The sequence below is a fragment of the Pseudomonas sp. AC252 genome, from assembly GCF_979258105.1.
The window spans coordinates 5,192,484-5,218,751 of sequence record NZ_OZ409837.1 but is presented as its reverse complement, the minus strand read 5'-3'; the positions used below and the strand labels follow the sequence as shown (position 1 = coordinate 5,218,751).

The window sequence follows — 26,268 nt, the reverse complement described above, 5'->3', positions numbered from 1 at the left end:
TCCTTTCAGGAATGCGCCGGCACACGCGGTGTGGCGGCGGCTTTGGCGACGACGCGATCACTGGCGCCGGGCTTGAGGAAAATCGTCAGCACCACCGACAGCAGCAGCGCGCCGCTCATCAACAGATACGAGGCACCGGGCGAACCGGTGGAGCTGTTCAGATAGCCGACCAGATACGAGCCGCCAAACGAGCCGAGCGCGCCCATGCTGTTGATCAGCGCCATGGCGCCACCGGCGACGTTGGCCGGCAGGATTTCGGGAACGATGGCGAAGAACGGCCCGTACGGCGCGTACATGCAGGCGCCGGCAATCACCAGCAGCGTGTACGACCACCAGAAATGTTCGGCGCCCAAGGCATACGAGCCATAAAACGCAATCGAAGCGATCAGCAGCGGCGGCCAGACGAAGCGTTTGCGCTTCTGCAACTTGTCCGAACCCCACGACACCGCAAGCATGCCGATGACCGCCGCCAGATACGGCAGCGCCGACAGCCAGCCAGCCTCGATCATGTCCATCTGCGCGCCGGCCTTGAGGATCGACGGCAGCCACAACACGAAACCGTAAACGCCGATGCTCCAGCAGAAAAACTGCAGCGCGAGAATGATCACCTTTGGCGAACGGAACGCCTCGGCGTAGTTTTTCACAGCCTTGATGCCGACCTGCTCTGCGGCGAGAGCGCTTTCCAGATCTTGCTTTTCCTGGGCATTGAGCCACTTGGCCTGGGCCGGACGATCATCGGCCAGACGCCACCAGATAAACGCCCATAGCACCGCTGGCAGCCCTTCGATGATGAACATCCAGCGCCAGCTGAAATGTTGCACCAGATAACCCGATACCACCGACATCCACAGCATGGTCACCGGGTTGCCGAGGATCAAGAAGGTATTGGCCCGCGAGCGCTCGGCACGGGTGAACCAGTGGCAGAGATAGACCAGCATCGCCGGCATCACCGCCGCTTCGACCACGCCGAGCATGAAGCGAATGACGATCAGCCAATAGGCGTTGGATACCACGCCAGTCAGCGTCGCCAAGCCGCCCCAGAGGATCAGGCTGACGAAAATCAGCTTTTTCACGCTGTGCTTTTGCGCGTAGATCGCGCCGGGTACCTGGAAGAAAAAGTAACCAAGAAAGAACAGCGCACCGAGCAGCGATGACAGGCCCGGCGTGATCATCAGGTCTTCAGCCATCCCCGATGCGGCAGCGAAACCGTAGTTGGCGCGGTCAAGATAGGCCAGGCTGTAAGTGATGAACACAATCGGCATGATGTACCACCAGCGGCGGGCGGCGAGGGTTGCAGTTTTCATCGGAGTGACTCCTGAGCTTGTTGTTTTTGTCGCAGCAGGTTCAAAAATTTGCGTTGCCTAGGCAGGCCTCTTCGCGAGCAGGCTCGCTGCCACAGGGGATTGCATTCCAAATGTGGGAGCGAGCCTGCTCGCGAAGGCGGATTCAAATTCAACCGATAATTCCTGGCGGGTTGGGAGGCCCTCCATATCCCCACGACTCTGCACCGCACGACTGCCAATCCAGTTCGCCCGCTGCACTGCCTCGGCAAAACTCTGGTGCTCGAGCAGGGCACTGATCATCCCCACCGCGAAGCCATCGCCCGCGCCCACGGTATCGACCACGTTGGTCACCGGCACGCCAGCGACAAAACCCTGATCCAGCTGCGTGCGGTAATAAGCGCCTTCTGGCCCGAGCTTGATCGCCACCGCTTCGGCGCCCTGATTCAGGTAAAACGCAGCGATGTCAGCCGGGTCATCGAAGCCGGTGAGCAAGCGGCCCTCGCTTAACCCCGGCAACACCCAATGGGCGAGGGCGGCGAGGCGGTTGATCTCGCGTATCATCTCGCTTTCGCTGGCCCACAGGCTTGGGCGCAGATTCGGGTCGAATGACACGCTGCGTCCGGCGTTGCGCATGCGGGTCATCAGTTCGAAGGACATTTCCCGCGCCGAAGCCGACAGCGCCGGCGGAATACCGGTGGCGTGGAGATGGCGGGCGCTCAGCAGGTTGTCGCTGATGGAATGCGGGGACAAATGACTGGCCGCCGAGCCGCGGCGGAAATACTCGACCTGCGGATCGCTGCCATCGTCATTACGCGATTTGAACTGGAATCCGGTCGGATGGTTTTTGTCGACGTCGACGTGGCTGCAATCCAGACCTTCCTTGATCAGCGTCTCGACCACAAAGCGTCCGAGTGAATCGTTACCGACCCGGCTCAACCACGCGACGTTAAAACCCAGACGCGACAAGCCGATTGCGACGTTGCTGTCGGCCCCGGCAATACGTTTATGAAACTGCTCGACCTTGGCCAGATCACCGGTCTGCTCGGCGACCAGCATTGCCATGGTTTCACCGAAAGAAAGAATATCGATCTCAGACATGAGCTGGCTCCAGGCGCGATTGACCAAGGCGGGCGAGGGCGGCGACGTGTTCGCGGGTCAGCTGCACCAGGTCATCGCCTTGCAGCGGGTATTCAGCGGCGCGCATAACGCCTTGGTCCATGTGCCGCAGCAGTTGTTCCCACAGATGCAGGTCGCTGATGGCCGGCGGTACCGCGACCAGTTTGCCGTCGGCGCGGCGCGCAACGGCTTTGCAATGCACGTAACCGACATGACGACCAAGCGCGCGGGCGGCGCTGGCAGCGGACTGGTCCTGCCAGTGCCAGTTGCCAATATCGAAAGTCATCTTGATCGGCAAGTTGTGCTGCTCGACGGCGGCGAAGAAACGCTGGAACGGCTCGATTCGCCCGCCGTGCAAGGTCTGGTCGTTCTCCACCAGCAGTTGCACCGGGCTCTGCTTGAGTCGCTCGGCCAGGGCCTGCAAATCAGAGTTGTCAGTGAAATAGCCGAGCGACACCTTCAGCCATTTCGAACCGAATGCCTGCGCTTGTTGCAGCGCGGTAATCAATTCGGGATTGGGTTGCGCTTGCCCTGCCAGCCACAGTTCGGTGGGCGACGAATAGATGCTTTGCAGGCCCTGGGCCTGAGTCGCTTGAGCCAGTTGCGCAGGGTTTTCGCGGGTCAGCAACTCTTCGCGCCACTCGATGCGATTGGCGCCGGCTGCCGCGAGTACCTCGATAAAAGAATCCTGGCCTCGCTGGCGCACAAGCTCTGCACCGTAGCTGGACAGACTGATGGAAACGGCTGGTTTATTCATTGTTATTGACCTCTGAAACCGGTTTCATTTTTGTTCAAAAAAATATTAGGTGGTTCTGTGGTGTCCTTCCGGACATCTTCGCGAGCAGACGCCGCCAATCCCTCGGGTCGACCCCCGCTCAACCAGCACCGGTGCAAAATCCACCACCCGCGCCACCTCGTCATCCCCACGCAAGCGCTTGAGCAAACACTCGAATGCTCGCGCGCCAATCTCTTGTGTCGGCTGCGCCAGCGCGGTAATCCCGCTGCCCACCAACGGATACCAATCCAGATCATCCAGAGCGATCAGCCCGACGTCTTCAAACAAACGCACACCCAGTGCGCGCAATGCATGAGTCGCCGCCAGCGCTGCAACGCCATTGGCGCAAAACAGCGCTTTCGGGCCATTACCGGGTGTGTTTAAAAAGGTTTGAAGTTGCGCGTTCAGATCATCACCAGTCTCAACCACCGCACCGGTCAATCCTGAGCGCTGCGCGATCCGTGCCTGAAAACTGCTGACCCGCTCGATTCGCGAACTGGTGCCGTCAAACGGTTCAGTGACCAGCAAAAGATCGCGATATCCGCGCTGCTCCAGATGCGTCAGCGCCATCTCCACAGCTTGCGGGTTGTTCAGCCCGACTATATCGCTGTCGAGCCCCTCAACCTTGCGATCTACCAACACCATCGGCATCTCGCGTCGCAACTCGAGTAGTTCGTCCCGGTGATGGCCCAGCGTATTCACGATCAGCCCTTCGATGTTGTACGAGCGCAACAGCGCCAGATGCTGGCGCTCCTGCTCGTCATCGCGGTCGGTGTTGCACACCACCAGGCTGTAGCCGTGCGCACGGCAGGCGGTTTCCACCCCGTGCATTACAGCAATCGAATAAGGGTTACGGATATCGGCAACGAGCATGCCGATCAGGCGGGTTCGCCCGCGTTTGAGACCGCGGGCCATTTGGTTGGGGCGATAACCGAGTTCGTCGATGGCGTGCTCGATGCGTAGGGCGATGGCATCGGAGAGCAGAGCGCGGTCGTCGCCGATGAAACGCGAGACGCTGGCCTTGGACACGCCAGCGTGTTCGGCAACGTCGAGCATGGTCACGCGGCTGCGTTGGGCGGCGGAAAAATCATTCAATTGGATAGACCTTGTTTTTGGAATATCGCGTTTCACGGCACCAATGCTGTTGAAACCGGTTTCAGCAGACACTATCCGACCTGATGCCGTCAACCTTACAAATGCAGTTGAAGCAGTTACGGGAAAATGGTTTTCCGACAGACGGTCGACTTACCTGTCAGATCTGACAGTAGGCATCTTTCCAATACGGGAGCTTAATTTCTTTCAGGCCAAGATGACCAGCCAGTGAGAAATTCCATGCCGATCGAAACGTCAATTACCTCAAGCAATTCATCGAATCCCGGTGTGCTTCTGAGCCTGCCAAGGGTCGAAGGCGTCGATCCGCTTGACCCGGCCGGAACATTGCCGCCGGACGCAAAACAGGTGGGCATCGTTTGTATTATTGACCGCTGGCCGAATTTTCCTGTTTCAGGCGTGCGTAAAGACCGTGTTGAAATTTTCATCGTCGGCAACCCTGATTACATCGCATTTGCCGAATATGGGGCTGCGGACGATGCGCCAGAGTTTCGTATTCCATTGATTCCCGAGAAACTTCCGGATGTGGCTACGTTTGAGCTTTTGTACACGGTACGTGCGATCAACCCTACTACGTCGCCTTCACGACGTCTGACTTTTGCGATAGTTGCGCCGCCGCAACGTTTGAAGGAAGTTGCTTTTCCCGATGCGGATGGTTGGGGGTATATCGGATGTTACAAGAACCATCCCGATGATCCGGAAGCCTTGTTTATCTGGGAAGGGGTACGTATCGAGATTCCTTTCGATGACTTGTTTCAGCGTACGGATGTCCTCAGCCTGGATTGGCAGGCATGGGATTCTTTAAACGGGTCGGGAAACCCTTTGACACAGGTGTTTAACTTTACCGAGGTTGTGACAGATGTTGTGTCTAAGGAGCCGGTCAAGATCGTAATCAAGCCATTTGCTTCACATATAGAACCCATGGAGGAAAACGATTCGGCCACAGTGAGTTACCAGCTATTGCGCAACGGGGTACCCATCTTTCGCTCGTTTACCGGGCTGGTGAAGGTAGACAGGAAAATTCCGGGAAAAAGCAAGTATTGCTCGGATTCAAGTTGGATGAAGTGATCAGGGCGTAACAGTAGCGGCGATATTACGACTGCAGTTGGCGACGTCCGCCATTGTCGAAGATGCATGGATCAAAAAACATTTTCTACGCAATGGAGAAGGCACATGACAAGTATTCAAGCAGCGGACTCAAGCACACAAGCGGGAAATCTGGTCGCACCTACCCCGGAACTGCCAGACGGGCGCGGTGCAAACAAGGACATTATTCCGATAGCTGCGATTCCAGTGGGCGCCCCGCTGACACTTATGGTCAAGACCAATGTGTGGTTGAACCCCCACAATGGGGATCAGATTGCCCTTGATGTCACGCGAACCCAACCTCCGGCCAATCCGTTGCCGACAGATTTCACGCGGCTGCCCCGGGTAAGGCTGGGTGACGTGGCCAGCCGTCCTGTAGATTTTCCGATTACTGTGCCTACCGGATATCTGGGTGAGAATGCAACCCCGGACGGACCGACGCCGATCTGGGTTCGTAGCGTTCTGTATGAGCGGGGGCTCAACCCGCTGACCGGTCCTGTGATGCAGTTTTTTATTGACCGTACTGGTGCCTGGCAAGCGAAACCTGCACAAACAGGTACAAATCCGGGGCAGACCCCTGGCGCCAGGACAATTCCGCCAGCTACGTTTCCAAATGCCCCCGGCGATCTGGATGACACATGGGCGAGTCAGCCAGGTAACGAAGCGGGATTGCAGGTAGAAATTGATACAAGCTACGCCAACGTTCAGCCGGATGACACGTTGACCCTGTACGTGGCAGGTACACGTACCAACCCTCCGCAGGTGCCCCCTTTTTCAGCGGACCGATGCCCACCGGTGGCAAGCTGTCCATCCCGACTGCAGAGCTACGCAAGGTAACGAGCGGACGGGCGTTCATCTGGTTCATCATTACTGACGCTGCTGGCAACCAGAGCGCATGGGGCGTGTATTTCAAAAACGTACGCTTTCTGCCCCTTCCTAAACTGGGGGTCATTACCGTCCCGGCAAACGAAGATGGTCTGCTCGATTTGAAAGATGCACGTGCAGGTGTGAAGGTAAAAGTCAGCCGGTTGGTAGATACAATCGGCACCGACGGAGTGAGCCTGACATACGGCACTCAACCAGCCCAGGATCTGCAATTCAACGCACTCACGGAGCTGGAGTTCACCATTCCTTGGTCAAGTCTGAGCAAACAATACTTTGATAACCAGACGGGTACGAATTTCGAGTTGGACGTGGACGTCAAAGCTGACTTGATGCGCGGAGGTTTATCCATCGACGATGGAACAACGACTGTAAAAACAGATTTCTCGACGCATCCACCTTATACAGTCGACCCGACGAACCCGCCCCCTGAGGTTAATCCCGAATTCCGCAAGCTGATCGTCCGCGGACAGGCCCCTGTCACGGATAACGTGCTCGGCCCTCATGATGTCGATCAGACAGCCAAGGCTCACATCGATGTATCGCCTGTCACAGCCGGAACGACATTCCCCGATCCCGAACCGGGCGATCTGGTCACTCTGAAGTATCTCGGGAATCAAGGCGAAATTATTGTTAATTCAATTGCAATGGATGCATCGAATATCAACACGGTCGTTCAGATAGATTTGCCGTATAGCGTTGTCGGTCCGGGTGGCATTGGACCCAAACAAGCTTGGTGGACATATGAAAACCCGGCTCGAAATAATTCTCAAGATTCGGAAAAAGAGACGGTGACTGTCAATACAGTAGTTATTGTCCTCGATAAACCGGAATTTCAACGTCCACCGACCGATGGCACCGAGTACCCAAACATTATCTGCGAGAGCTTGGCGGGGAAGGATCACGTTGCAAAGTTCATGATCAAGCCCAATGATCATTTCACCGATGGGATGGACATTACATTCAATTGGCAAGGTTGGCATGACGATGCTTATACAGTAGATGCGCCGGCCGATACCGTGTTTAGTGATACACGTGCTATTACTTTGGCAGAACTAACGGCAGGGATGATCTGGGAAGTGCCGTATACACCTTTTATTCGCAAACTTCCTCGTCCTCCTGCTGACACTCCTGATCCAAGCGATTTTTATGCGGGCTATGTGAAAATCTGGTACTCCACACCGACTGTGTCTTCATCGGAAGTTGAAGAAATGGTTGTTTACTTGCTCAACGGCGACTTCCTGTACTGCGAGTCGGAACCGGGCTGGGATCCCGCGCCTGCTCCTTAATCGGCAATCGGTGTTACTGCATTGCCGGGAGAGCCAGCCTCTTCCGGCAACGAATTTCATTGGCGGTGTAAGAAATATCTCGAAATGTCGCGGGTGGGCGATTAAGCCCACCTACTAAGAGGAGTAGTCCTACAGAGAAAGTCCGGAGTAGCAGGTATTCTCCAGCGCCGTCTACAACGGTCGTCTGATGGAACATGTATGCCTGAACCGTCTTTCTTCCGTCCCGATAAAATCAACGAGAAGTGAACATGACGTTAGAAAAATGCTTGGGACCGACAGTTTTAAAACTCACTGGCACGCTCTCTTGCGCAGCATTGCTGATTGCAATATCCGAGACGGCCTTTTCCCGAAATCTCAATCCTGGCGAAGTCGAAACCGTATCCGTCGGTGCTACGCCAGAAGCCTGGTTCATCCCTGCCACGGCCACGCTCAACCTCAATGGTGGTGACGCGCTTGACATTGTTGTCGGCGGTGGGACGTTAAACGCGATTTTCGCCAACACTTCACAGATTGAAGCCTCAAATGCCTTCGTGACTCTGGACGGAGCGACGGTGACCGGTAGCAATTTCGACACTGCGCTGAGTTTGACCGACAGCTCGGCAGTTGTATCCGGCAGTACGCTGTCCAGCGATGGCAGAGCAATGTTGCTTGCGCGCGACTTGAACATACCCGTTGGCTCAACGGCGACCGTCACTGGCAGTACGCTGACAGGCGGTTTTTCGGGTGCAGCGGTGACTTCCCTCAGTACCTTGAATCTGGTGGACAGCCGGGTTGAAGGGACTGACGCAGATGGTGTTGGCCTCGAACTTTACGGCGGCAACGCCAATATCAGTGCAGCCAGCGAGGTGATCGGAGAACTGGACGGGATCATATTTGGCGAGGATACCGTCCTGAACCCGAGCGATGTCACCGCACAGAGTGTACTGAAGGTTGATGGGTCAACCGTGCAAGGCCGCACCGGCGCAGCGATCAAAGTCGATTTTGCGACGCCAGACGATCAACCGGTATTGATCGAGATAGCTAACCGTTCGAACCTGATTGGCGGCAACGGTAATATCCTCGAAGTCATTGATGGCGCAGCAGCGCGCTTTCAGATCGACGACAGCCAGTTGACCGGCAATGTAGAGGTTGCTGACGGCGGGACCGCCGCGGTTTTCTTGCAAAACAGTGCCAGCCTTGACGGCAATTTGATCAACGTCGATTCTGTTTCGCTCGATACCCGAAGCATACTCACCGGTAACATTCAGGGCTCCGGGACTGGCGTCGTGATGCTGGACAACGACTCGATCCTACACGGTTCGGTTACTGGCTTCAGCGATATGTCCATCGGGCGTGGCGCTGAATGGAACCTGGTTGGCAGCAATTCGTTATCGAATCTCGAAATGCAGGGCGGGAACGTGAGATTCGGCACGCCCGCCGAGTTCGTCCGCCTGGACGTTGCCAACTTGTCAGGCAACGGCCGGTTTTTTGGATGCTGACGTGTCCACCGGTGAAACGGACTTTCTCAATGTCACGGAATCAGCCAGTGGCCGGCACGAGCTGGTAGTCGGTGCAAGCGCCAGCGAACCTGTCACCGGTGCACCGGTTCAAGTGGCTAACATCGCTGGCGGGGATGCTCAGTTCGATCTGAGAAACGGTCAGGTTGATCGTGGTGCTTTGGCGTACAAACTGGTGCGAGAGGGCGAAGGTATATTCCTGCGAACTGATGGGACAACGCCGAGCACGGGTACACAAACGGCATTGGCCATTGCCGGTACAGCTCCTACGGTTATCTATTCGGAAATGACCACTCTCAATACCCGCCTCGGCGACCGTCGCATGGCCGGCACTCAGCCCCGATCGCAATCGGTTGCTGCACTGGACTCAGATAATCAGAACGCGACCACCGGCCTGTGGATACGGACTCATGCCAATCAGTACAACGTCAAGAATGCCTACGGCGATGGTTACAAACAAAATCAGACTGGCGTCTCATTGGGAGTGGATACGCCACTACCGATGGGTGATGGCCAATGGTTGATTGGGGTTTTTGGTGGATACAGCACCACTCGCCTTGACCTGGCCCGTGGCAGCGCGGGCACGATCAATAGCACCTATGGCGGGATGTATTTGTCGTGGTACGACGAAATGACCGGGTACTACGTGGATACCGTTGGCAAAATCAACCGTTTCAGTAATGACGTCAAAGTCACCTTGAGCGATGACACTCGAACAAAGGGTGACTTCGATAATCTCGGGATCAGTGGGACCGTCGAAGTGGGTAAGCATATTGTCTTGAACAGAGGTTACTTCATCGAGCCCTCTGCCCAGTTTGGTGTAGCGACTGTGAAAGGCAAAGACTACAAGTTGGACAATGGACTGCAGGTCGACAGCAACGAGACCCGCTCATTACTCGGCAAGGTCGGAATGACAGTTGGCCGCGAGGTGGTGCTGAACAATGGCGGAAAATTGCAACCCAGGCTACACGCGGCGGTAAGTCATGAATTCGTCAACAACAATCGTGTCAGCGTGAATGACACTGGATTCAACAACGATTTGTCCAGCACCAACCTCGAGCTGACCGGTGGCCTCAACTGGGTGCCGGCCAACAACAAATGGCAGGCATATGGCGAGCTAGGAACCAGCAGGGGCAGCAAAGCTGACCAGGAGCTAGGAGGGAGTCTTGGGCTGAGCTTCAGTTTCTGACTGCATCAACATAAAAAAGGAAGCCTCGCAGCTTCCTTTTTCCGTAGTCAGTAAGTGCTTTTTCTTTTGCTCAGGTCGGCGTCAACGACAAACTCCCCAGTGATCGGGAACTCTTCGTTGCCATTCTCTCCACCATGGTCGTAGGTACCGGACCAAGTGCCACTCAGTGTTTTTTCAATGTCGTCATATTTCAATGTCAGGCTCCCGCTCACAGAGACATGCAGGTCGCCCGTCGCGGGATTGGAATAGTAAGTGCTTCTGACATCATCGCTATCTTTGGACAGGTCATAGCTCAAAGATTGGGGTTTGAAAGGGAACACGAACTCAAGCGTACGCGTCACACCATCCTTGGTGTGTCCAGCTGTCAAAACGTAACGCAAGCCTTCCGGGTAGGGCTTCGGCCCGAAGGAAGGCACAGAGGTAGATCGAAACTCCATAAATTGAGGGACTTTGACAAACCTGTAGCGTGGATTGGCATCGCCGTTGATCGTGGCTGACAAAAAGGTCTGCGCTGTATCCGGCAAGATCGTCCTGTAGGCTCGGGCTGCATAGCTCATGAATTATATCTCCATACGATATGGTTGGGGACATCCAAAGACTGACCCGTCCTACTTCTGGATGTTGTATGGAAGCCTGAATACAGTGCGCCTGTAAACTGTCAGTGTTGACAGTTTACAGGCGCACTTTTTTGTGTGCTTTGAACTGCAAGAACATGCCGTGTTTTTTTCAGCCGAACAACCCTGCTGCAATGTTGATCGAGAACCCGAGGATCGCCGTATTGAACACAAATCCGATCAACGACTGCGCCAGCACAATCTTTCGAATATCCCGCGTTGCGACGCCCACGTCCGAAGTTTGCACAGCCACGCCGATGGTGAACGAGAAGTACAGAAAGTCCCAGTAATTAGGCGTGGTCAGTCCCTCAGCAAAACGCAGTGCCGGCTCCTTGCCGTTCCAGGTGTAAAACAACCGCGCGTAGTGCACGCAGAAAATTACCCCGATCAGCAGCCATGAGCCGATTACCGTCAGCGCTGTGAAGCCGTAGTGCATCAGTTTGTGTGAGGTTTCCAGATCCCTGCTACCGGCCAGTTCGAAGGTGATGGTGGCGAGACTGGCCAGCGCGGCGATACACACCACGAAAAGCACCAGCCCGGCGTTTTCATCCTCGATCTCGGCGATGCGGCGCACATCCGGGGCCTTGGCGCGTATGGTCAGCCAGAACATCAGGATCAGGTAAGTCCACACGCCGGTGTTCCAGCCGATAAGAATCTTGCTCGCGATGGAGTCGGCGGGGACCAGCAGGCCGGTGGCGAGGCCGAGCGCGGCGGCAGCGGAAAGGCGAGGGTGGGTACGGGCGAGGAAGGGCATGGGGACTCGGTGGGCAAGTGGGTAATGACACCTTAGCCCAGCGATGAGAGGTGTGACTACAATGCTGTCTGTATGCAGATCTCTGTGGGAGCGAGCCTGCTCGCGAAGGCGTCCGATCAGTCAATATCAGCTTTGAATGTACCGACGCATTCGCGCCTAGGCTCGCTCCCACAGTTTGGATCAGTGTTGCTTGGTGAATCGTTGTACGAGCTTCATGACCACGACGAAGAACACCGGCACGAAGATCACCGCCAGCGTCGCGGTGATCATCCCGCCGATTACGCCAGTACCGATTGCTTGCTGGCTCGCTGAGCTGGCGCCGGTGGCGATGGCCAAGGGCACCACGCCAAGAATGAACGCCAGCGATGTCATCACGATCGGCCGCAGGCGCAAACGCGCTGCCTGCAACGTTGCATCGATGAGATCGTGACCCTCGTCATACAGGCTCTTGGCGAACTCGATGATCAGGATCGCGTTCTTTGCTGACAGGCCGATGATGGTAATCAGGCCAACCTTGAAGAACACGTCGTTAGGCATCCCGCGCATTGTCACCGCCAGCACCGCGCCGAGCACACCCAGCGGTACCACGAGCAATACCGAAGTCGGAATCGACCAGCTCTCGTACAGCGCCGCCAGACACAGGAACACCACCAGCAGCGACAAGCCGAGCAGAATCGGCGCCTGATTGCCGGACAGGCGTTCCTGCAATGACAGACCAGTCCATTCCTGGCCCAGCCCTTTGGGCCCCAGCGCTACCAGTCGCTCGATTTCCTCCATGGCCTCACCGGTGCTGCGCCCCGCCGACGGTTCTCCAGAGATGGCAATCGCCGGATAGCCGTTGTACCGGGTCAATTGCGCCGGCCCCTGAATCCAGTCGGCCTGGACGAATGCCGACAGCGGCACCATGTTTCCGGCGTTGTTGCGCACGTGCATTTTCAGCAAGTCGTCCACCTGACTGCGCTGATCACCTTCGGCTTGCACAACCACGCGCTGCATGCGGCCCTGATTGGGGAAGTCATTGATGTAGCTCGAACCCACGGCAGTGGACAACACGTTGCCGATGTCGGCGAACGAAACGCCCAAGGCATTCGCCTGCTTGCGGTCGACGATCAGTTGCACTTGCGGCGCTTCGGCCAGCGCGCTTTCACGCACGTTCATCAGTACCGGGCTTTGCTCGGCGGCGGCGAGCAGTTCCGTACGCGCCTGCATCAACGTCGCATGGCCCAGTCCACCGCGATCCTGCAAACGGAACTCGAAACCGCTGGACGTGCCGAGACCATCGACCGGTGGCGGCAGCACCGAGAACGCCATGGCGTCCTTGATCTGGCTCAGGGCTGCGTTGGCGCGGTCAGCGATCGAGCTGGCGGCATCATCACTGCCACGTTCCGACCAATCCTTGAGCGTTGAAAACGCCAGCGCCGCATTCTGCCCGCTACCGGAGAAGCTGAAACCCAGGATCACTACGCTGTCACTGATTCCCGGCTCATCGGCGTTGTGCGCTTCGAGCTGTTCGGCTACTTGCACGGTGCGGTTTTTCGTCGCGCCGGGCGGCAATTGAATATCGGTGATGGTGTAACCCTGATCCTCGGTCGGCAGAAACGAGGAGGGCAGGCGCGCAAAACAGAACCCAAGTCCAATCAACAGGACTACGTAGATCACCAGGTAGCGACCAGTGCGCTTGAGCGCATAGCCGACCCAACCCTGATAGCGATCGGTCAGTTGCTCGAAACGACGATTGAACCAGCCAAAGAATCCGGACTTCTCGTGATGCTCACCTTTGGCGACAGGCTTGAGCAATGTTGCGCACAACGCCGGCGTCAACGTCAGGGCGAGAAACGCCGAGAACAGAATCGACGTGGCCATGGACAGCGAGAACTGTTGGTAGATCACGCCGACCGAGCCCTGCATGAACGCCATCGGAATAAACACTGCGACCAGCACCAGGGTGATGCCGATAATCGCGCCGGTAATCTGCGTCATTGCCTTGCGCGTGGCTTCCTTGGGCGACAAGCCCTCGCTGGCCATGATCCGCTCGACGTTCTCCACCACGACGATGGCGTCATCCACCAGAATGCCGATAGCCAGCACCATGCCGAACATGGTCAGCACGTTAATCGAGAACCCCAGCGCCAGCATGGTCGCGAACGTGCCCATCAACGCCACCGGCACCACCAGTGTCGGGATCAGCGTGTAGCGCACGTTTTGCAGGAACAGGAACATCACCGCAAACACCAGCAGCATCGCTTCACCGAGGGTGTAGATCACTTTGGTGATCGAGACTTTGACGAAGGGCGAGGTGTCATACGGAATCTTGTACTCCACGCCCGCCGGGAAGTAGCGCGCCAGCTCGTCCATCTTCGCCCGCACCAGCGTTGCGGTGTTCAGTGCGTTGGCGCCGGGAGACAGCTGCACGCCGACGGCGGTGGACGGCTTGCCGTTGAGGCGAGTGCCGAACTGATATTCCTGACTGCCGATTTCGACGCGCGCGACATCACCGATGCGCACCGTGGAGCCATCGCGATTGGCCTTGAGCACGATGTCGGCGAATTCCTGCGGCGTCGACAATTGGCCTTTGACCAGAATTGTCGCGGTAATTTCCTGCGTCGAAGGTGACGGCAGATCACCGATGCTACCTGCTGAAACCTGGGCGTTCTGCGCAACAATGGCTTCGTTGACATCGGCCGGCGTCAGATTGAACGCGATCAGTTTCTGCGGATCGATCCAGATGCGCATAGCCCGCTCGGCACCATACAACTGCGCCTTGCCGACACCGTCCAGACGCTTTATCTCGTTCATCACGTTGCGCGCCAGATAATCGCTGAGCGCCACGTCATCGAGCTTGCCGTCGCTGGAAGTCAAAGTGATCAGCAAGAGGAAACCGGAAGAGACCTTCTCCACCTGCAACCCTTGCTGATTGACCGCTTGCGGCAGGCGCGACTCGACCACCTTCAGGCGGTTTTGTACATCGACCTGCGCCAGCTCCGGGTTGGTGCCCGGCTGGAACGTCGCCTTGATCGTCGCGCTGCCCAGGCTGCTTTGCGATTCGAAGTAGAGCAGGTGATCGGCACCGTTGAGTTCTTCCTCGATCAGGCTGACCACGCTCTCATCGACGGTCTGCGCCGAGGCGCCTGGGTAGACGGCATAGATTTCGATCTGCGGCGGTGCAACGTCCGGGTATTGCGCGACCGGTAACTGCGGAATGGCCAGCGCACCGGCCAACAGGATGAACAGGGCGACCACCCAGGCAAACACCGGGCGGTCGATAAAGAACTGCGGCATATAAGAGCGTCCTGCTTACTGACCAGCGGTCTGGGCAAGTGGAAGAGGGTTTCGTCGACCTGTACTTTTTCCCCGGGACGGGCGTGTTGCAGGCCTTCGATGACAATGCGGTCGCCGGGCTTCAGGCCGCCGGTGACGATCCAGCGATTATTCTGCACCGCACCCAGTTGCACCGGTTGCTGTGCCACGCGCATCTGCTCATCGACGGTCAGCACCTGGGCAATGCCGGCACTGTCACGCTGCACCGCGCGTTGCGGCACGGTAATGCCGTTCTGAATGGTTGCCTGTTCAAGGCGTACGCGGATGAAGCTGCCCGGCAGCAGGTCGAGATCTGGATTGGGGAATTCACTGCGCAGGATGATTTGGCCTGTGCCCGGATCAACGGTGATGTCGCTGAACAGCAGCTTGCCAGGCAATGGATACAGGCTACCGTCATCCTGAATCAGTGTGGCTTTGACCTGATCCTGACCGACTTCCTGTAACTGCCCGGAACGGAACGCGCGGCGCAGCTCATTGAGCTCGCGGGTCGACTGGGTCAGGTCGGCATGGATCGGATTTAATTGCTGGATCAGCGCCAGCGGCGTGGTTTCGTTCTGCCCGACCAGCGCACCTTCGGTGACCAGCGCGCGGCCGATGCGGCCGGAAATCGGCGCGGTGACGGTGGCATAACCGAGGTTCAGTTTCGCTCTTTCAAGCGCTGCCTTGCTGGCGGCGACATCGGCGGCAGTCTGCCGAGCGGCAGCGCGGGCGTTGTCGTAGTCCTGACCACTGATGGCCTGGTCCTCGATCAACTGCGCATAGCGTTGTTCTTGCAGTTTCGCCTGGAAAGCGTTGGCCTCGGCCTTGCGCAGCGCAGCTTCGGCACTGTCCAGATCGGCTTTGAACGGCGCCGGGTCGATGCGGAACAGCACATCGCCTTTTTTCACGTCGCTGCCTTCGCGATAGGTGCGCTGCAACACCACGCCCGCCACTCGCGCACGCACTTCGGCAATCCGTGGCGCGGCGATGCGCCCGCTCAATTCGCTGCTGATCGACAATGGCTGGGTTTTGATGGTCTCGATGCGCACCGTGGCCGGTGGCGCTTGCTCTTCGGCAGTCGAGGATGAGTCGCAGGCGCTCAGCGTCAGCGCCAATGCGATCAGGCCGAGCCCGGCCAGCAGTTTTCCAGACATGTACAACCCCCAATATTTGAGGCCGCATCCTACGGCCAGACGGGGAGGTTAGCGGTGAAGCTTTGTAGCTGCTGTGTGAAATTGTGTAAGGGTTTTGCTCAGTGGCGGGTGAGGGCGTATATCCTGCAGGCCTTGAATTCTTTTGTGACGGTTAAACCGCTTTCGCGAGCAAGCTCGCTCCCACATGAGTTTTGTAAACAATGCAAAACCACTGTGGGAGCGAGCTTGCTCGCGAAAGCGGTCTGACATCTACTTCAGCAATATCTGGAACACCCCATGCCCAACATCCTCCTGGTCGAAGACGACACCGCCCTCGCCGAACTGATTTCCAGCTACCTGGAGCGCAACGGTTATTCCGTCAGCGTCATTGGTCGTGGCGACCATGTGCGCGAGCGCGCGCGTATCAGTCCGCCGGACCTGGTGATCCTCGATCTGATGCTGCCGGGCCTCGACGGCTTGCAGGTGTGCCGCTTGCTGCGCGCCGATTCAGCGACCCTGCCAATCCTTATGCTGACGGCCCGCGATGACAGTCATGATCAGGTACTGGGCCTGGAAATGGGCGCTGACGACTACGTCACCAAACCCTGCGAGCCGCGGGTGTTGCTGGCGCGGGTGCGTACCTTATTGCGGCGCAGCAGTCTCGGCGAACCGCTAGCGGCAAATGACCGGATCGTCATGGGTAATCTGTGTATCGATCTGTCCGAACGCACCGTGACCTGGCGCGATCAAGCGGTCGAGCTGTCCAGCGGTGAATACAATTTGTTGGTGGTGCTGGCGCGGCACGCCGGTGAGGTGTTGAGTCGCGATCAGATTTTGCAGCGCCTGCGCGGTATCGAATTCAACGGCACCGATCGCTCGGTGGACGTGGCGATTTCCAAGCTCCGGCGCAAATTCGATGATCACGCCGGCGAGGCGCGCAAGATCAAGACCGTATGGGGCAAGGGCTATCTGTTCAGCCGGTCCGAGTGGGAATGCTGAGCTGATGTTTCGTATTCTGTTTCGTCTGTATCTGGTGACGATCGTCTCCTATAGCGCGGCGATCTATCTCGTGCCGGATCTGGTCGTGATGGTTTTTCGGGATCGCTTCGTCACCTACAATCTGGAGTTCTCCAGAGGTCTGCAGTCACTGATCACCAAGCAATTTCATGCCGCGCCGCAAGAGCAGTGGCCAGCGATTGCTACTTCGATGGACAAGGAATTCCAGCCGCTGCACATCGTCCTGACGCCGATCGACGACCCGGTGTTCACGCCCATCGAGCAGGAACGTCTGCATCGTGGTGCAAACGTCGTGCGCATCGGCGATTGGGGTTGGCGCACCCTGGCGGTCACACCACTGAATGGCGAAATGGCCGTGCGCATGGTCGTACCGCCGGATCCGGTCGACGTCGATCTGTTGTACTGGAGCATCAACGTGCTGATCGGCGCCATGTTGCTAGGCTGCTTGCTGCTTTGGCTGCGTCCGCACTGGCGCGACCTGGAACGCCTGAAAGGCACCGCCGAACGCTTCGGCAAAGGCCATTTGAGCGAGCGAACAAAAATTGCCCCGAGTTCGAACATTGGCAGCCTCGCCAACGTGTTCGACACCATGGCCGGCGATATCGAAAACCTGCTCAACCAGCAACGCGACCTGCTTAACGCTGTGTCCCACGAACTGCGCACGCCGCTGACACGTCTGGATTTCGGCCTGGCGCTGGCGTTGTCCGAAGACTTGCCGGCCGCCAGCCGCGAGCGTTTGCAGAGCCTGGTTGCGCACATCCGTGAACTGGATGAACTGGTACTGGAATTGCTCTCCTACAGCCGCTTACAGAATCCGGCGCAATCGCCTGAGCGCATCGAGGTGTCGCTCGACGAGTTCATCGACAGCATTCTCGGCAGTGTCGATGAGGAACTGGAATCACCGGACATCGTGATTGACGTGCTCTTGCACGGTCAGCTCGAACGCTTCGCGCTGGACCCGCGCCTGACCGCTCGGGCCATCCAGAACCTGTTGCGCAATGCCATGCGCTATTGCGAAAAACGCATTCAGATTGGCGTACAGGTGATTGCCGGCGGATGTGAGATCTGGGTTGACGACGATGGCATTGGCATTCCCGACGACGAGCGCGAGCGGATCTTTGAACCGTTCTATCGGCTCGACCGCAGCCGTGATCGCGCCACCGGCGGATTCGGCCTCGGTCTGGCGATCAGCCGCCGAGCGCTCGAAGCACAGGGCGGCACGCTGACCGTCGAGAGTTCGCCGCTGGGTGGGGCGCGATTCAGGCTGTGGTTGCCGGCCACGGCCTGAACCGTATGACGAATATCAGGGCTGCGTTGTGCCGCTGGTCTGCAACACGCATTGCTGGGTTTTACTGTCCCACACTTGGCCTTTCGGACATTCGGGCTTTTTCACGGCGTCGCTTTCATCGACGGCGAAAACAGCAGGGCTGGACAGGGCAGCGACCAGCAGCGGGACGGCGAACAGCACTTGGCGGATATTCATGGTCAATCTCCACTTTCATCGGCTTGGAGCGGAAGTTGTTGTGTTCTTTTGCAGTGACTGTTCAGTCATTAGGAAGATTCAAAGTTCTGCAGCGGGCCATTGACTTGTCATCCGCCGGCAGGCTAATTTCCAGCCCATGACTTTCACCGTATCGCGCTGCCAGCCAAGCATTATTACCGCCATTCCTCATTTGGCGGGCTAGCTTACGACTGCAGCACCCAACCCGCCCTAGAGGCGGGTTTTTACTTTCTGTCTCCGGGGTTCTGAAAACTGTCAGGAGACGATCATGCCGCACAGCCCCGACCAGCAAGCCCTGCTCGAGCACTACGTAAAGAAAACCCTGGCCGCGCCGGTGTACGACATTGCGGTGCGTACCCCGTTGCAGCCTGCGCCGGCATTGTCGGAAACATTGGGCAATCGGGTCCTGCTCAAGCGCGAAGATCTGCAACCGACGTTCTCTTTCAAGATCCGTGGTGCTTACAACAAACTCGTGCAACTGAGCGATGAGCAGCGAGCGCAGGGAGTGATCACTGCGTCGGCGGGTAATCACGCGCAGGGTGTAGCGCTGGCAGCGCGGGAGTTGGGCGTCGCCGCGACGATCGTCATGCCGTCTACCACCCCTGAGCTCAAAGCGCTCGGCGTGCGCAGTCGCGGTGCCGAAGCATTGCTGCATGGTGAGAGTTTTCCGTTTGCTCTGGCCCATGCGCTGCATTTGGCCGAGCAGAGCGGATGCACGTTTGTTTCACCCTTCGATGATCCTGACGTGATCGCCGGCCAAGGCACCGTGGCAATGGAAATCCTGCGCCAGCATCAAGGCGCGCTGGATGCGATCTTTATCCCGGTCGGCGGCGGAGGTTTGATCGCCGGTATCGCGGCCTACGTCAAATACCTGCGCCCGGAAGTGCGGATCATTGGCGTCGAATCCGAACATTCGGCCTGTCTACAAGCCGCATTGCGCGCGGACGAGCGGGTGGTTCTACCAAGCGTCGGTACCTTTGCCGATGGCGTAGCGGTGGCGCAGATCGGCGCGTATGGCTTTGAGGTTTGCCGTTTTTGTGTAGATGAGGTAATCACGGTCAGCAATGACGAGCTCTGCGCCGCGATCAAGAATATCTACGACGATACCCGTTCGATCACTGAACCTTCAGGTGCGCTGGCCGTGGCGGGGATCAAGCAGTACGTGGCGCGCAGCGGCGTTCGCGATCAGACATTCGTCGCCATCGACTCCGGGGCCAACATCAACTTCGACAGTCTGCGCCATGTCGCCGAACGCGCCGCTGCTTGCGGCGTGCCGGCGTAACAAGCGCTCGGGTTATTCCTGCAGGGCGGTGCCGACTTTTTCCGACGCCGACCAGATGCGATAGCGCACTTCGACGTCCGATGGCGCGTACACCACGACTGGCAACTTGCTGTTGTAGCGCAACATGAAGCCGTCACCGACGACCGGAACGAAAGCGCGCTTTTTCTGGCTGCCGGGCGTGCAGGCCATCATCGTGCTCATCGGGCCGATGACCTTTTCCAGGCGATAGAACGGATAGCCCCAGCCTTGCAGGTTCTTTTCATCGAGAACACCGCCCAGACGTTGACGGTTGCAATCCACTTCCAGAGTTTTGCCAGCGAGAATTTCAACCTGGAAATTCTCCTCCTGCTCTTGTTTGGGCAGATGGATGACCTGACGGGTAAACCCGGCTTCTGCTTTGGGAAACGGCGCGACGTCTTCGAGTTTGGCGGCGTGAGCGAGGGTGGAAAGGCTGGCGATTAACAGGCCAGTGATCGCGCAAATTCGTAAGGAATTCATGGAAGCCTCCGTGCGAGTTGAATTGCAATGGGAGACATTCTTGCCGTCATGGTCTTCGAAAGCAAATTCGGCCGGAGATTGCAGATTGCAGTGGACGGGTGGTCGGTTCATGCATTTTGCAAATAGCAGGATACTGGCCACTTTTCCAAGTGCTTGATTTTGCAGGGCGTAAAACGAACCGATCAAAGGCACGGTTTATGCGTTCTTTCCGTGAGGCGCACTGGATTTGGGCGCCTACACTCCAATGGGCATTTCGCAGTACCACCACTTGCCGCACCAGGGAAACAGCGGGGGCACACCCGTGAAGGCGCAGCAGAGGGTCAGCGTGAATACTTGATTGGCAATCGCACAGAAAGGAGAGGGTTCGCCATGTTTTTATCTGCCTTGGAATTACGCAATATCATTGAAAGCAGCTTCTTGCCGAAACGCTGCCAGTGCACGCTGTCACCCGACTTGTCGATGTCCGTCAAAGTATTTGGCGACCATCGGACCGACCAAGCCGATCTCTACGTCAGTGGAATCGACGCCAGCCGCCTGAACAGCTGCCGTGAAATCAACAACCTGGTCGCTGGCCTGCGTTCCGACCTCGCGCAACAGACCACAACACATCAAACCAGCGCTCGTTCTCGAGCCGTTTAACCCACCGTCTCACCCAGTTCGACCGTCACGCGCCGGGCCTGCACAAAACCAAGGCCCAGCGCGAACTCGACCAGCACCGCGAGCAAAATCCCGGGGCCGGCATGGCCATTGAGCCACTCGCCAAAACCCAACGCCGCCAAACCGAAACAGCCGACGATGAAACCATTGCTCAGTGCAGCGCGTGCAGCTGACGGCGGAGCATTGCGCAGCAAATAAAACATCACCCCCAACGCCGCAAACAGCACCGCGCTGCGCCTTGCGACTACGCCAGTGCCTTCCGAATAGCCAATACTCCAGATCGCCAGCAACACCTCCGGAAAAAATCCCCAGACCAGTGCCAGCAGAACACACAGGATTGAAGTGAAGCTCGACAACGTGCGGAACGACAACTGCATGGCCAATCCTTGCGGCAGTAGGGAAGGCCCCGAGCATAACCGCCGGAGCCACCCCACGCCTATGGCGAACCGGAAAATCAGAAGCGTCTGTCAGTTCTGCCGACTGCATGCGTCAGATAATTTCCTGTAACTGATTTGTGCGGGCTTGCCGGTGTTGTCGATGTATTTCATGTCGGCGGTGATGACTTTGCATTCCGAGGTCGGCGGCTCGGTTAGCGAAAGCACCTTCGCCACGTGTAGTGGCATGCCGTATTGGTAGGATGTTTGATTCGATGTGGCGGAGGTGTCGTTGGCTTGGGCCAGTGCGGCGTATGAGCAGCAGGCGAGGGTGGCGGTGAGCAGGAGGGGACGAATGTTCATGAGAGGACTCCAGCGTAACGGATAGGCGCCCGGCACGAAGCCGAACGAGCCTGCCGCAGCCGGTTTCAGCGCGATGCCTGAGCGGAACAGTACCGTAGAGTCTTTGATTCGAGGATTAAGGGGGTAATTGGACTAATTAGGCTGAATAGATCGGGGATCACGCGGTAAGCACATTTAACCAAAGATATTTGCATTGAAGCGATTGCCGATCAGCCATAACCAGGAGCGATGATCCTGATTATGGCTCTCAAGTAGTTCGCGTCCTAACTCATTATTGATTAAAGTGAATTACCGACTTAGTTTTTCGGGAAAAAAAGACAGCGGAGGATGTGTAGCAGCCCATTTCTTTGTTTGCTCGTGCGCTTCGAAAATTTGTGCGGGTGTCAACTTGGCTGCAATGAGAGGGAGTTTGTATTCAACGTTTTCTTGCATTCCACCCCCGCCGTTCAGAATACTTAAGGATGAAACTAGTGAATAGCCTTTAACGGGGTCATATGGAAATCCATATGTGTCGGGCTCATGAGCAAGATATGAGCCATATCCATACACTGATTCCGCATAACCTGCTATCGCTGCTTGCTCATTCCAGTGTCTAAAACCTTCAAGATCTCCGCTCTCGAAAAGAAGAGCCGCATACTCCATCATGGAACGCGGATTTCCTGCTTCAGCGGACAGTTTGAACCATTTTTTTACTTCTTCTGTTCGTTTCCAAGGTAAGAAAAAGCCATCACCTTGCTTATAAGATACCGCCAGCCAGTACTGGGCCTGATCGTCACCCGCAATAGCTGCTTTTTCAAGCCACTGATCGTCTAGGGTAATTTCATACATAATGTACATTGCTTCAGCGTTACCGTTTTTTGCTTTCTCTATAGCTTGTTTCTTGGCTTCGTTCAGCCACTCGATCGGATCTTTCTGAGGTGGTTTGCAGTCGCGAGTGATATCGCATAGATCTTTTTCACTCCGTCCTAGCTGAATCATGGCGTATATGTTGCCTTGATTAGCCGACGCCTCATACCAAGCCCTAGCTTCGGAGCTCATGTAGTGATTTTTTTCTAAGCACTTCCGCTAACAAATATTGAGCTTCACTATCTCCTGCCTCCGATGCGATCAATAAAAAGGCTTGGCAGACTCGGTCTTCAATTGATTATAAAGGACAATGCCATGGTTTTTGGCCTGCTCTTGGCGTGGGGCGAGCTCTGCCAGAGAGGAGCTAGCAGAAGTGAGGAATATAACTACTGAGAATAGTGAGCGCAGCCACATATGCTTGTCTCTTTAATTCATTAATGGATGGTCGGAATAAATTTAGCCACACCTGCTGGTACGTATGTTCGTCCTTGATATTGGCTGCGCTGGCAAGATCCGTCACGTTTTGCACCTAACAATTTGACATGATCTTTATAGCGCGTTCGCATTTCCTCCCCTGAGGGAACAGTAAGGCGAAGGACTGCCTCAGTCATGAAATTATCAAGCGCCAAACGGTTTTCGCAATATTTCTCCTCAGCATTAGCTGGCTTCATTCCAAACTTATTCATGCACATGCAAATTTGCTCAAATTGATACTGAGCTTGTTCGATTGAATTTTGCTTGGTTGCACTTTTTACAATCCAGCCGAGAATGCGCTCAATGGCCTGCTGCTGAACTAGGTGCGCTTGATCACTGTCATATTTGCGCTCTTTTTTATCAGGTTTATCTGAGTTATTCGAATAATTTACAGAGAAATCATCAGGTGGGCTAATGAGTGTCATCAATAATGGTCCGAGCGCGCCTGGAATCGCATTGATGCACCATTCCTCAAGCTCTTCCACTGGATCGTAAAACATAATCGTATCAGCAATAGATCCGCCTTTTCCTGTCGCAGTCAAGCTCTCATAAAGCGTCATCACCGCATCAGCGCCCATAAGATAAATCATCCGAATATCAAAACCGCCAATGGCCAGCGTATTTAATTTTGAAAGGTACGCATAGGTTTCGTCTTCAATGACAAAGTAAGGGTTCTGTTTGTTTTTATATAGTTCTCTACGGAACATGTTAAGCAGCTCGGTGACGGCATCGTAGCCGACTTCGAACTTGAAGGAGCCACCGACGCCTGGGCCGGCGATCAAGGCTGCCTTGAGCACCAGAATCAGACGGCCCTCGTGCAGGGAAATACTCGCCTCAGCCCTCGCTCCGAGACCGGCAGCGGCGTTGAGTTCCACAGTCAAACGCGCAAGGCTGAACCATTCGCTGGCTTTCATTCCGGCAGCTTTTCCGGAAACGGGCGCTTTGGTTAGCAAGGCTACTTCGCCGGGTGGTGCCCAATTTAGCGCTCCGGTGACCATTATCCCGGTTTGCAGACCGGCGAATAGATTAAATGCGGCTTTCGCGCCATCCTGTATCTGTAGCGTTTCAGGAGCTTTTTTAATCTGTCCACTTTTTTCAGTTCTCGCGTAGCTGCGCTTATCGGGGTTGCGCACAACCGGTTCCGGAGGCGCTAAATGGAACCCAGCGTTGCTGACATCCAATGCAATTTCCGAAGAAAGCAACAATGATGCTCCTGCATAGCCCCAAGCCTTCGCGCCTAAATAGAGCGAAAAACGTCCAAGATTCATCTTTTGCTGTATGTCTTCTGCATTTCGGTAGGTGATGACAATATCTTTCGCGCTGGCACGATCTGGCAAGTCGACTTTAAAAAGCTCGACCTCGCCTCTGGCAAGATCAACGGCAAAAGTAGCCTTGGCGGAGGCTTGGAATCCTTCGGCCAGAGTCCAGTCCGGCCCCTCTACTTTTGTCGATGAATGGATAGTTTCCGTGGTGGAGGGCATTAGGCATCGAACCAACTGGGCTTGCGGTGTGATGTCGAAAATGCGGAATGTCTTGCGTACGTTGTCCTTGAACAACACTTGCTGCAATCGGTGCCCCCATTCTTTACGGGTACCAGCGTTTTCCAGCGCAGTGACCTTGTACTTTTTGTTTTCAAGGTAGGCGTTGAATTTTTCGATTTCGAACCACCCTTCGGCTGAGAACCAATCGCTTTCCTGATCCTTGATTCTTAACGCACCTTCGCTTTTCAGCCACTGTCCAAACAAACTCAGTTCAGTGTCCGTCGTTGCTTTTCCATCGCTATTGCCCGGACGCTTCATCAGATCTTTGACCTTGGCGCCAACTTTCTTCCAGTCATCCTTAACAGTTTGTTTGAGTCGTGGCAGCGAATACATGCTGAGATAGGTCAGCGGTTTTTTCAGGCTGTCCGCCATGCTCATCTCGGCCAGCGGGAAGCCGTTTTTAATCAAGCGCTCTTCAGGTCTTGCCTGAAATTGCTCTGGCTCCCACAATAGATGACGGCGAACAATTGCCGTTTCCACATTGCTCTCAGCCTGAAGTCGTAGTTTTTCTTTCGAAGCCTGCAAGCGGTCCCAGTCGGCACGTTCATTAGTGACCAGGTTGGTGGGCGCTTTGGCTTGTCGGCCACTTGCCTCGATCCAGCCTTTGTACTTGGCGCTGAGACGTTCATTGGTCTCTTTTTGCTCTTTCTCGAGCGCCATATATTGCTTGAACAGGTCGACTCCACTTTCGACTGCTCCGCCCTCAGAAATCAGCGCGAACTCCGGCAATGCGATTCCGTATTGTGCAACGTCGGTGATGGCCTCCAGATAAGCGCTGTAGGTCGCTTTCCTTTCCTTACGTTTGATTTCCTGGTCGCGTACATAGGTGCAGAGCATCAACTGATTGTTAGTGCCGCACATCGCGATCTCGTCGATTCGTTTTTTATCTTGAGCGAGCATCGGCGCGAGCTCTGCCGAGGTTAACTTGGTGAGATCCTTGTCCTCTAACAGCGCTTCTCGCGCTTTCAGATACTTTTGAACGGCTTCCCGGGCCGCGATGGCTTTGGGCGCATAAAGGTTGCCGCTTTCGTACGCGTAGCCTTTTTCCTTAGCGGCGGCGATGGCCATGCGCTTGAGCTTTTGCCATTCGCTATGCATGCCACGTACGCGGGTTGCAGCATCCCGGGCGGACAGGAAATGGTTTCTTTTAAGCTGATCTTGCTCAAGGGCGGTAAGCTGAGTGGAAGAATCTTCTGGCGCCGTGGTTTTTAAGTTCTGCTGAGCCTCTAGAAGTGCTGCATCTAGATTGCTGATATTCGGATGTTGAGCTTCGATTTCTAGCATCCGTGCTTTCTCGTCACCCTCAAGAAAGTTTGCCAGTTTAGGCTCTAGGAAATACTCAAGGAGTCCCGACTCGTAGAGCCCTTTTTTCCGTTCTTCTGGAGATTTGCTTGAGCTGACCTTCTGTTCCAAGTCACTGGAAGCTTCTTTCAGGGCGGAGTTTGTCCGCTCTGGTAGTAACCAGAAGGATTCATTTTCCGTATCGTAAATTGCACTGCCATAAATGGTGGAGCAGGGCGTTTTCACTTTGTCGTGATCGCCTGGTGTGTCTTCCGGCGCTTCGGGCTGTTCACCAATATCCCGAGGCGGTTTTGCACAAGTTTCATCAGCAACTACCGGTTTTGCAGGTGCCGACTCGGTGTTAGGTGCTGCGCTGGTATTTTGTTCCATTTCGCTTCCATTCATTCTTA

The 26,268-nt window shown here is 56.0% G+C and carries 21 protein-coding genes and 2 pseudogenes; 9 read left to right on the top strand and 14 right to left on the bottom strand.

Going from position 1 to position 26,268, the window contains the following annotated elements:
• Positions 1-5: 5 nt before the first annotated feature.
• Genes ACZZZ4_RS23685 through ACZZZ4_RS23670 form a run of 4 tightly spaced genes read right to left on the bottom strand, consistent with a single transcriptional unit; the run spans position 6 to position 4,269 of the window.
• Positions 6-1,304: an MFS transporter gene (locus ACZZZ4_RS23685; RefSeq protein ID WP_463548942.1), complete on the bottom strand. Its 1,299-nt coding sequence runs from the start codon at positions 1,302-1,304 to the stop codon at positions 6-8.
• 57 nt (positions 1,305-1,361) lie between these two features.
• Positions 1,362-2,381 carry a sugar kinase gene (locus ACZZZ4_RS23680; RefSeq protein WP_463548941.1) on the bottom strand — a complete coding sequence of 340 codons (1,020 nt, stop codon included), beginning with the start codon at positions 2,379-2,381 and terminating at the stop codon, positions 1,362-1,364.
• Entirely contained in the window at positions 2,374-3,156 is a 783-nt protein-coding gene (locus ACZZZ4_RS23675) for a sugar phosphate isomerase/epimerase family protein (RefSeq protein WP_415762341.1), read from the bottom strand. Before ACZZZ4_RS23675 ends, ACZZZ4_RS23680 begins: the two co-directional genes overlap by 8 nt.
• A gap of 45 nt (positions 3,157-3,201) precedes the next feature.
• On the bottom strand, positions 3,202-4,269 hold the full coding sequence (locus tag ACZZZ4_RS23670; protein WP_463548940.1) for a LacI family DNA-binding transcriptional regulator: 1,068 nt from the start codon (positions 4,267-4,269) through the stop codon (positions 3,202-3,204).
• A 237-nt stretch (positions 4,270-4,506) separates the two neighbouring features.
• Here ACZZZ4_RS23670 and ACZZZ4_RS23665 point away from each other — a divergent pair, with 237 nt between their 5' ends.
• From ACZZZ4_RS23665 to ACZZZ4_RS23645, 5 genes are all read left to right on the top strand, one after another.
• On the top strand, positions 4,507-5,352 hold the full coding sequence (locus tag ACZZZ4_RS23665) for a hypothetical protein (RefSeq protein WP_463548939.1): 846 nt from the start codon (positions 4,507-4,509) through the stop codon (positions 5,350-5,352).
• A 105-nt stretch (positions 5,353-5,457) separates the two neighbouring features.
• A complete protein-coding gene (locus tag ACZZZ4_RS23660; RefSeq protein ID WP_463548938.1) occupies positions 5,458-6,207 on the top strand; it encodes a hypothetical protein in 750 nt (249 codons plus the stop codon).
• Positions 6,156-7,541, top strand: coding sequence for a hypothetical protein (locus ACZZZ4_RS23655; protein WP_463548937.1), 1,386 nt, complete (start codon positions 6,156-6,158; stop codon positions 7,539-7,541). Before ACZZZ4_RS23660 ends, ACZZZ4_RS23655 begins: the two co-directional genes overlap by 52 nt.
• Positions 7,542-7,789: 248 nt before the next feature.
• A complete protein-coding gene (locus ACZZZ4_RS23650; RefSeq protein ID WP_463548936.1) occupies positions 7,790-9,019 on the top strand; it encodes a hypothetical protein in 1,230 nt (409 codons plus the stop codon).
• Position 9,020: 1 nt separating this feature from the next.
• Entirely contained in the window at positions 9,021-10,226 is a 1,206-nt protein-coding gene (locus ACZZZ4_RS23645; protein WP_463548935.1) for an autotransporter outer membrane beta-barrel domain-containing protein, read from the top strand.
• Positions 10,227-10,273: 47 nt separating this feature from the next.
• Here ACZZZ4_RS23645 and ACZZZ4_RS23640 read toward each other — a convergent pair whose 3' ends face one another.
• The 4 genes and pseudogenes from ACZZZ4_RS23640 to ACZZZ4_RS23625 form a co-directional block, all read right to left on the bottom strand.
• The gene (locus tag ACZZZ4_RS23640) at positions 10,274-10,783 is read right to left on the bottom strand and encodes a hypothetical protein (RefSeq protein ID WP_463548934.1); all 510 of its coding nucleotides are present in this window, start codon (positions 10,781-10,783) and stop codon (positions 10,274-10,276) included.
• Between the two features lie 169 nt (positions 10,784-10,952).
• Complete coding sequence (locus tag ACZZZ4_RS23635; protein WP_415762349.1) at positions 10,953-11,594, bottom strand: DUF1345 domain-containing protein; 642 nt, start codon at positions 11,592-11,594, stop codon at positions 10,953-10,955.
• A gap of 180 nt (positions 11,595-11,774) precedes the next feature.
• Complete coding sequence (locus ACZZZ4_RS23630; protein ID WP_463548933.1) at positions 11,775-14,873, bottom strand: multidrug efflux RND transporter permease subunit; 3,099 nt, start codon at positions 14,871-14,873, stop codon at positions 11,775-11,777.
• Between the two features lie 15 nt (positions 14,874-14,888).
• A pseudogene (locus ACZZZ4_RS23625) lies at positions 14,889-16,045 on the bottom strand (efflux RND transporter periplasmic adaptor subunit).
• A 276-nt stretch (positions 16,046-16,321) separates the two neighbouring features.
• Between ACZZZ4_RS23625 and ACZZZ4_RS23620 the strand changes: the two are divergent.
• Positions 16,322-17,023 carry a response regulator gene (locus tag ACZZZ4_RS23620; protein ID WP_039762772.1) on the top strand — a complete coding sequence of 234 codons (702 nt, stop codon included), beginning with the start codon at positions 16,322-16,324 and terminating at the stop codon, positions 17,021-17,023.
• A 4-nt stretch (positions 17,024-17,027) separates the two neighbouring features.
• Positions 17,028-18,329, top strand: a complete 1,302-nt coding sequence (locus ACZZZ4_RS23615; RefSeq protein ID WP_463548932.1) for an ATP-binding protein — start codon at positions 17,028-17,030, stop codon at positions 18,327-18,329.
• A 15-nt stretch (positions 18,330-18,344) separates the two neighbouring features.
• Here the strand turns inward: ACZZZ4_RS23615 and ACZZZ4_RS23610 are convergent, their stop codons facing one another.
• On the bottom strand, positions 18,345-18,524 hold the full coding sequence (locus ACZZZ4_RS23610) for a hypothetical protein (protein ID WP_130901604.1): 180 nt from the start codon (positions 18,522-18,524) through the stop codon (positions 18,345-18,347).
• A 286-nt stretch (positions 18,525-18,810) separates the two neighbouring features.
• Between ACZZZ4_RS23610 and ilvA the strand changes: the two are divergent.
• Positions 18,811-19,800, top strand: a pseudogene (gene ilvA / locus ACZZZ4_RS23605) (threonine ammonia-lyase, biosynthetic); the annotation flags it as partial.
• A 36-nt stretch (positions 19,801-19,836) separates the two neighbouring features.
• Here ilvA and eco read toward each other — a convergent pair.
• On the bottom strand, positions 19,837-20,322 hold the full coding sequence (gene eco / locus ACZZZ4_RS23600) for a serine protease inhibitor ecotin (protein WP_463548931.1): 486 nt from the start codon (positions 20,320-20,322) through the stop codon (positions 19,837-19,839).
• Positions 20,323-20,691: 369 nt separating this feature from the next.
• Here eco and ACZZZ4_RS23595 point away from each other — a divergent pair, with 369 nt between their 5' ends.
• A complete protein-coding gene (locus ACZZZ4_RS23595; protein ID WP_016774885.1) occupies positions 20,692-20,961 on the top strand; it encodes a DUF1652 domain-containing protein in 270 nt (89 codons plus the stop codon).
• Here ACZZZ4_RS23595 and ACZZZ4_RS23590 read toward each other — a convergent pair.
• The 4 genes from ACZZZ4_RS23590 to ACZZZ4_RS23575 form a co-directional block, all read right to left on the bottom strand.
• Positions 20,958-21,356, bottom strand: a complete 399-nt coding sequence (locus tag ACZZZ4_RS23590) for a hypothetical protein (RefSeq protein ID WP_463548929.1) — start codon at positions 21,354-21,356, stop codon at positions 20,958-20,960. The two genes, ACZZZ4_RS23595 and ACZZZ4_RS23590, sit on opposite strands and share 4 nt — an antisense overlap.
• Positions 21,357-21,446: 90 nt before the next feature.
• A complete protein-coding gene (locus ACZZZ4_RS23585; RefSeq protein ID WP_463548928.1) occupies positions 21,447-21,716 on the bottom strand; it encodes a DUF2790 domain-containing protein in 270 nt (89 codons plus the stop codon).
• Between the two features lie 288 nt (positions 21,717-22,004).
• Complete coding sequence (locus ACZZZ4_RS23580; protein ID WP_463548927.1) at positions 22,005-22,754, bottom strand: tetratricopeptide repeat protein; 750 nt, start codon at positions 22,752-22,754, stop codon at positions 22,005-22,007.
• Between the two features lie 242 nt (positions 22,755-22,996).
• Positions 22,997-26,248: a hypothetical protein gene (locus tag ACZZZ4_RS23575; RefSeq protein ID WP_463548926.1), complete on the bottom strand. Its 3,252-nt coding sequence runs from the start codon at positions 26,246-26,248 to the stop codon at positions 22,997-22,999.
• Positions 26,249-26,268 lie beyond the last annotated feature (20 nt).

What these genes read in the sequence shown, in the direction of transcription:
- ACZZZ4_RS23685 (WP_463548942.1), bottom strand. Translation starts at nt 1,304, where the DNA reads ATGAAAACTGCAACCCTCGCCGCCCGCCGCTGGTGGTACATCATGCCG.
- ACZZZ4_RS23680 (WP_463548941.1), bottom strand. Translation starts at nt 2,381, where the DNA reads ATGTCTGAGATCGATATTCTTTCTTTCGGTGAAACCATGGCAATGCTG.
- ACZZZ4_RS23675 (WP_415762341.1), bottom strand. Translation starts at nt 3,156, where the DNA reads ATGAATAAACCAGCCGTTTCCATCAGTCTGTCCAGCTACGGTGCAGAG.
- ACZZZ4_RS23665 (WP_463548939.1), top strand. Translation starts at nt 4,507, where the DNA reads ATGCCGATCGAAACGTCAATTACCTCAAGCAATTCATCGAATCCCGGT.
- ACZZZ4_RS23660 (WP_463548938.1), top strand. Translation starts at nt 5,458, where the DNA reads ATGACAAGTATTCAAGCAGCGGACTCAAGCACACAAGCGGGAAATCTG.
- ACZZZ4_RS23655 (WP_463548937.1), top strand. Translation starts at nt 6,156, where the DNA reads ATGCCCACCGGTGGCAAGCTGTCCATCCCGACTGCAGAGCTACGCAAG.
- ACZZZ4_RS23650 (WP_463548936.1), top strand. Translation starts at nt 7,790, where the DNA reads ATGACGTTAGAAAAATGCTTGGGACCGACAGTTTTAAAACTCACTGGC.
- ACZZZ4_RS23640 (WP_463548934.1), bottom strand. Translation starts at nt 10,783, where the DNA reads ATGAGCTATGCAGCCCGAGCCTACAGGACGATCTTGCCGGATACAGCG.
- ACZZZ4_RS23635 (WP_415762349.1), bottom strand. Translation starts at nt 11,594, where the DNA reads ATGCCCTTCCTCGCCCGTACCCACCCTCGCCTTTCCGCTGCCGCCGCG.
- ACZZZ4_RS23630 (WP_463548933.1), bottom strand. Translation starts at nt 14,873, where the DNA reads ATGCCGCAGTTCTTTATCGACCGCCCGGTGTTTGCCTGGGTGGTCGCC.
- ACZZZ4_RS23620 (WP_039762772.1), top strand. Translation starts at nt 16,322, where the DNA reads ATGCCCAACATCCTCCTGGTCGAAGACGACACCGCCCTCGCCGAACTG.
- ACZZZ4_RS23615 (WP_463548932.1), top strand. Translation starts at nt 17,028, where the DNA reads ATGTTTCGTATTCTGTTTCGTCTGTATCTGGTGACGATCGTCTCCTAT.
- ACZZZ4_RS23610 (WP_130901604.1), bottom strand. Translation starts at nt 18,524, where the DNA reads ATGAATATCCGCCAAGTGCTGTTCGCCGTCCCGCTGCTGGTCGCTGCC.
- eco (WP_463548931.1), bottom strand. Translation starts at nt 20,322, where the DNA reads ATGAATTCCTTACGAATTTGCGCGATCACTGGCCTGTTAATCGCCAGC.
- ACZZZ4_RS23595 (WP_016774885.1), top strand. Translation starts at nt 20,692, where the DNA reads ATGTTTTTATCTGCCTTGGAATTACGCAATATCATTGAAAGCAGCTTC.
- ACZZZ4_RS23590 (WP_463548929.1), bottom strand. Translation starts at nt 21,356, where the DNA reads ATGCAGTTGTCGTTCCGCACGTTGTCGAGCTTCACTTCAATCCTGTGT.
- ACZZZ4_RS23585 (WP_463548928.1), bottom strand. Translation starts at nt 21,716, where the DNA reads ATGAACATTCGTCCCCTCCTGCTCACCGCCACCCTCGCCTGCTGCTCA.
- ACZZZ4_RS23580 (WP_463548927.1), bottom strand. Translation starts at nt 22,754, where the DNA reads ATGAGCTCCGAAGCTAGGGCTTGGTATGAGGCGTCGGCTAATCAAGGC.
- ACZZZ4_RS23575 (WP_463548926.1), bottom strand. Translation starts at nt 26,248, where the DNA reads ATGGAACAAAATACCAGCGCAGCACCTAACACCGAGTCGGCACCTGCA.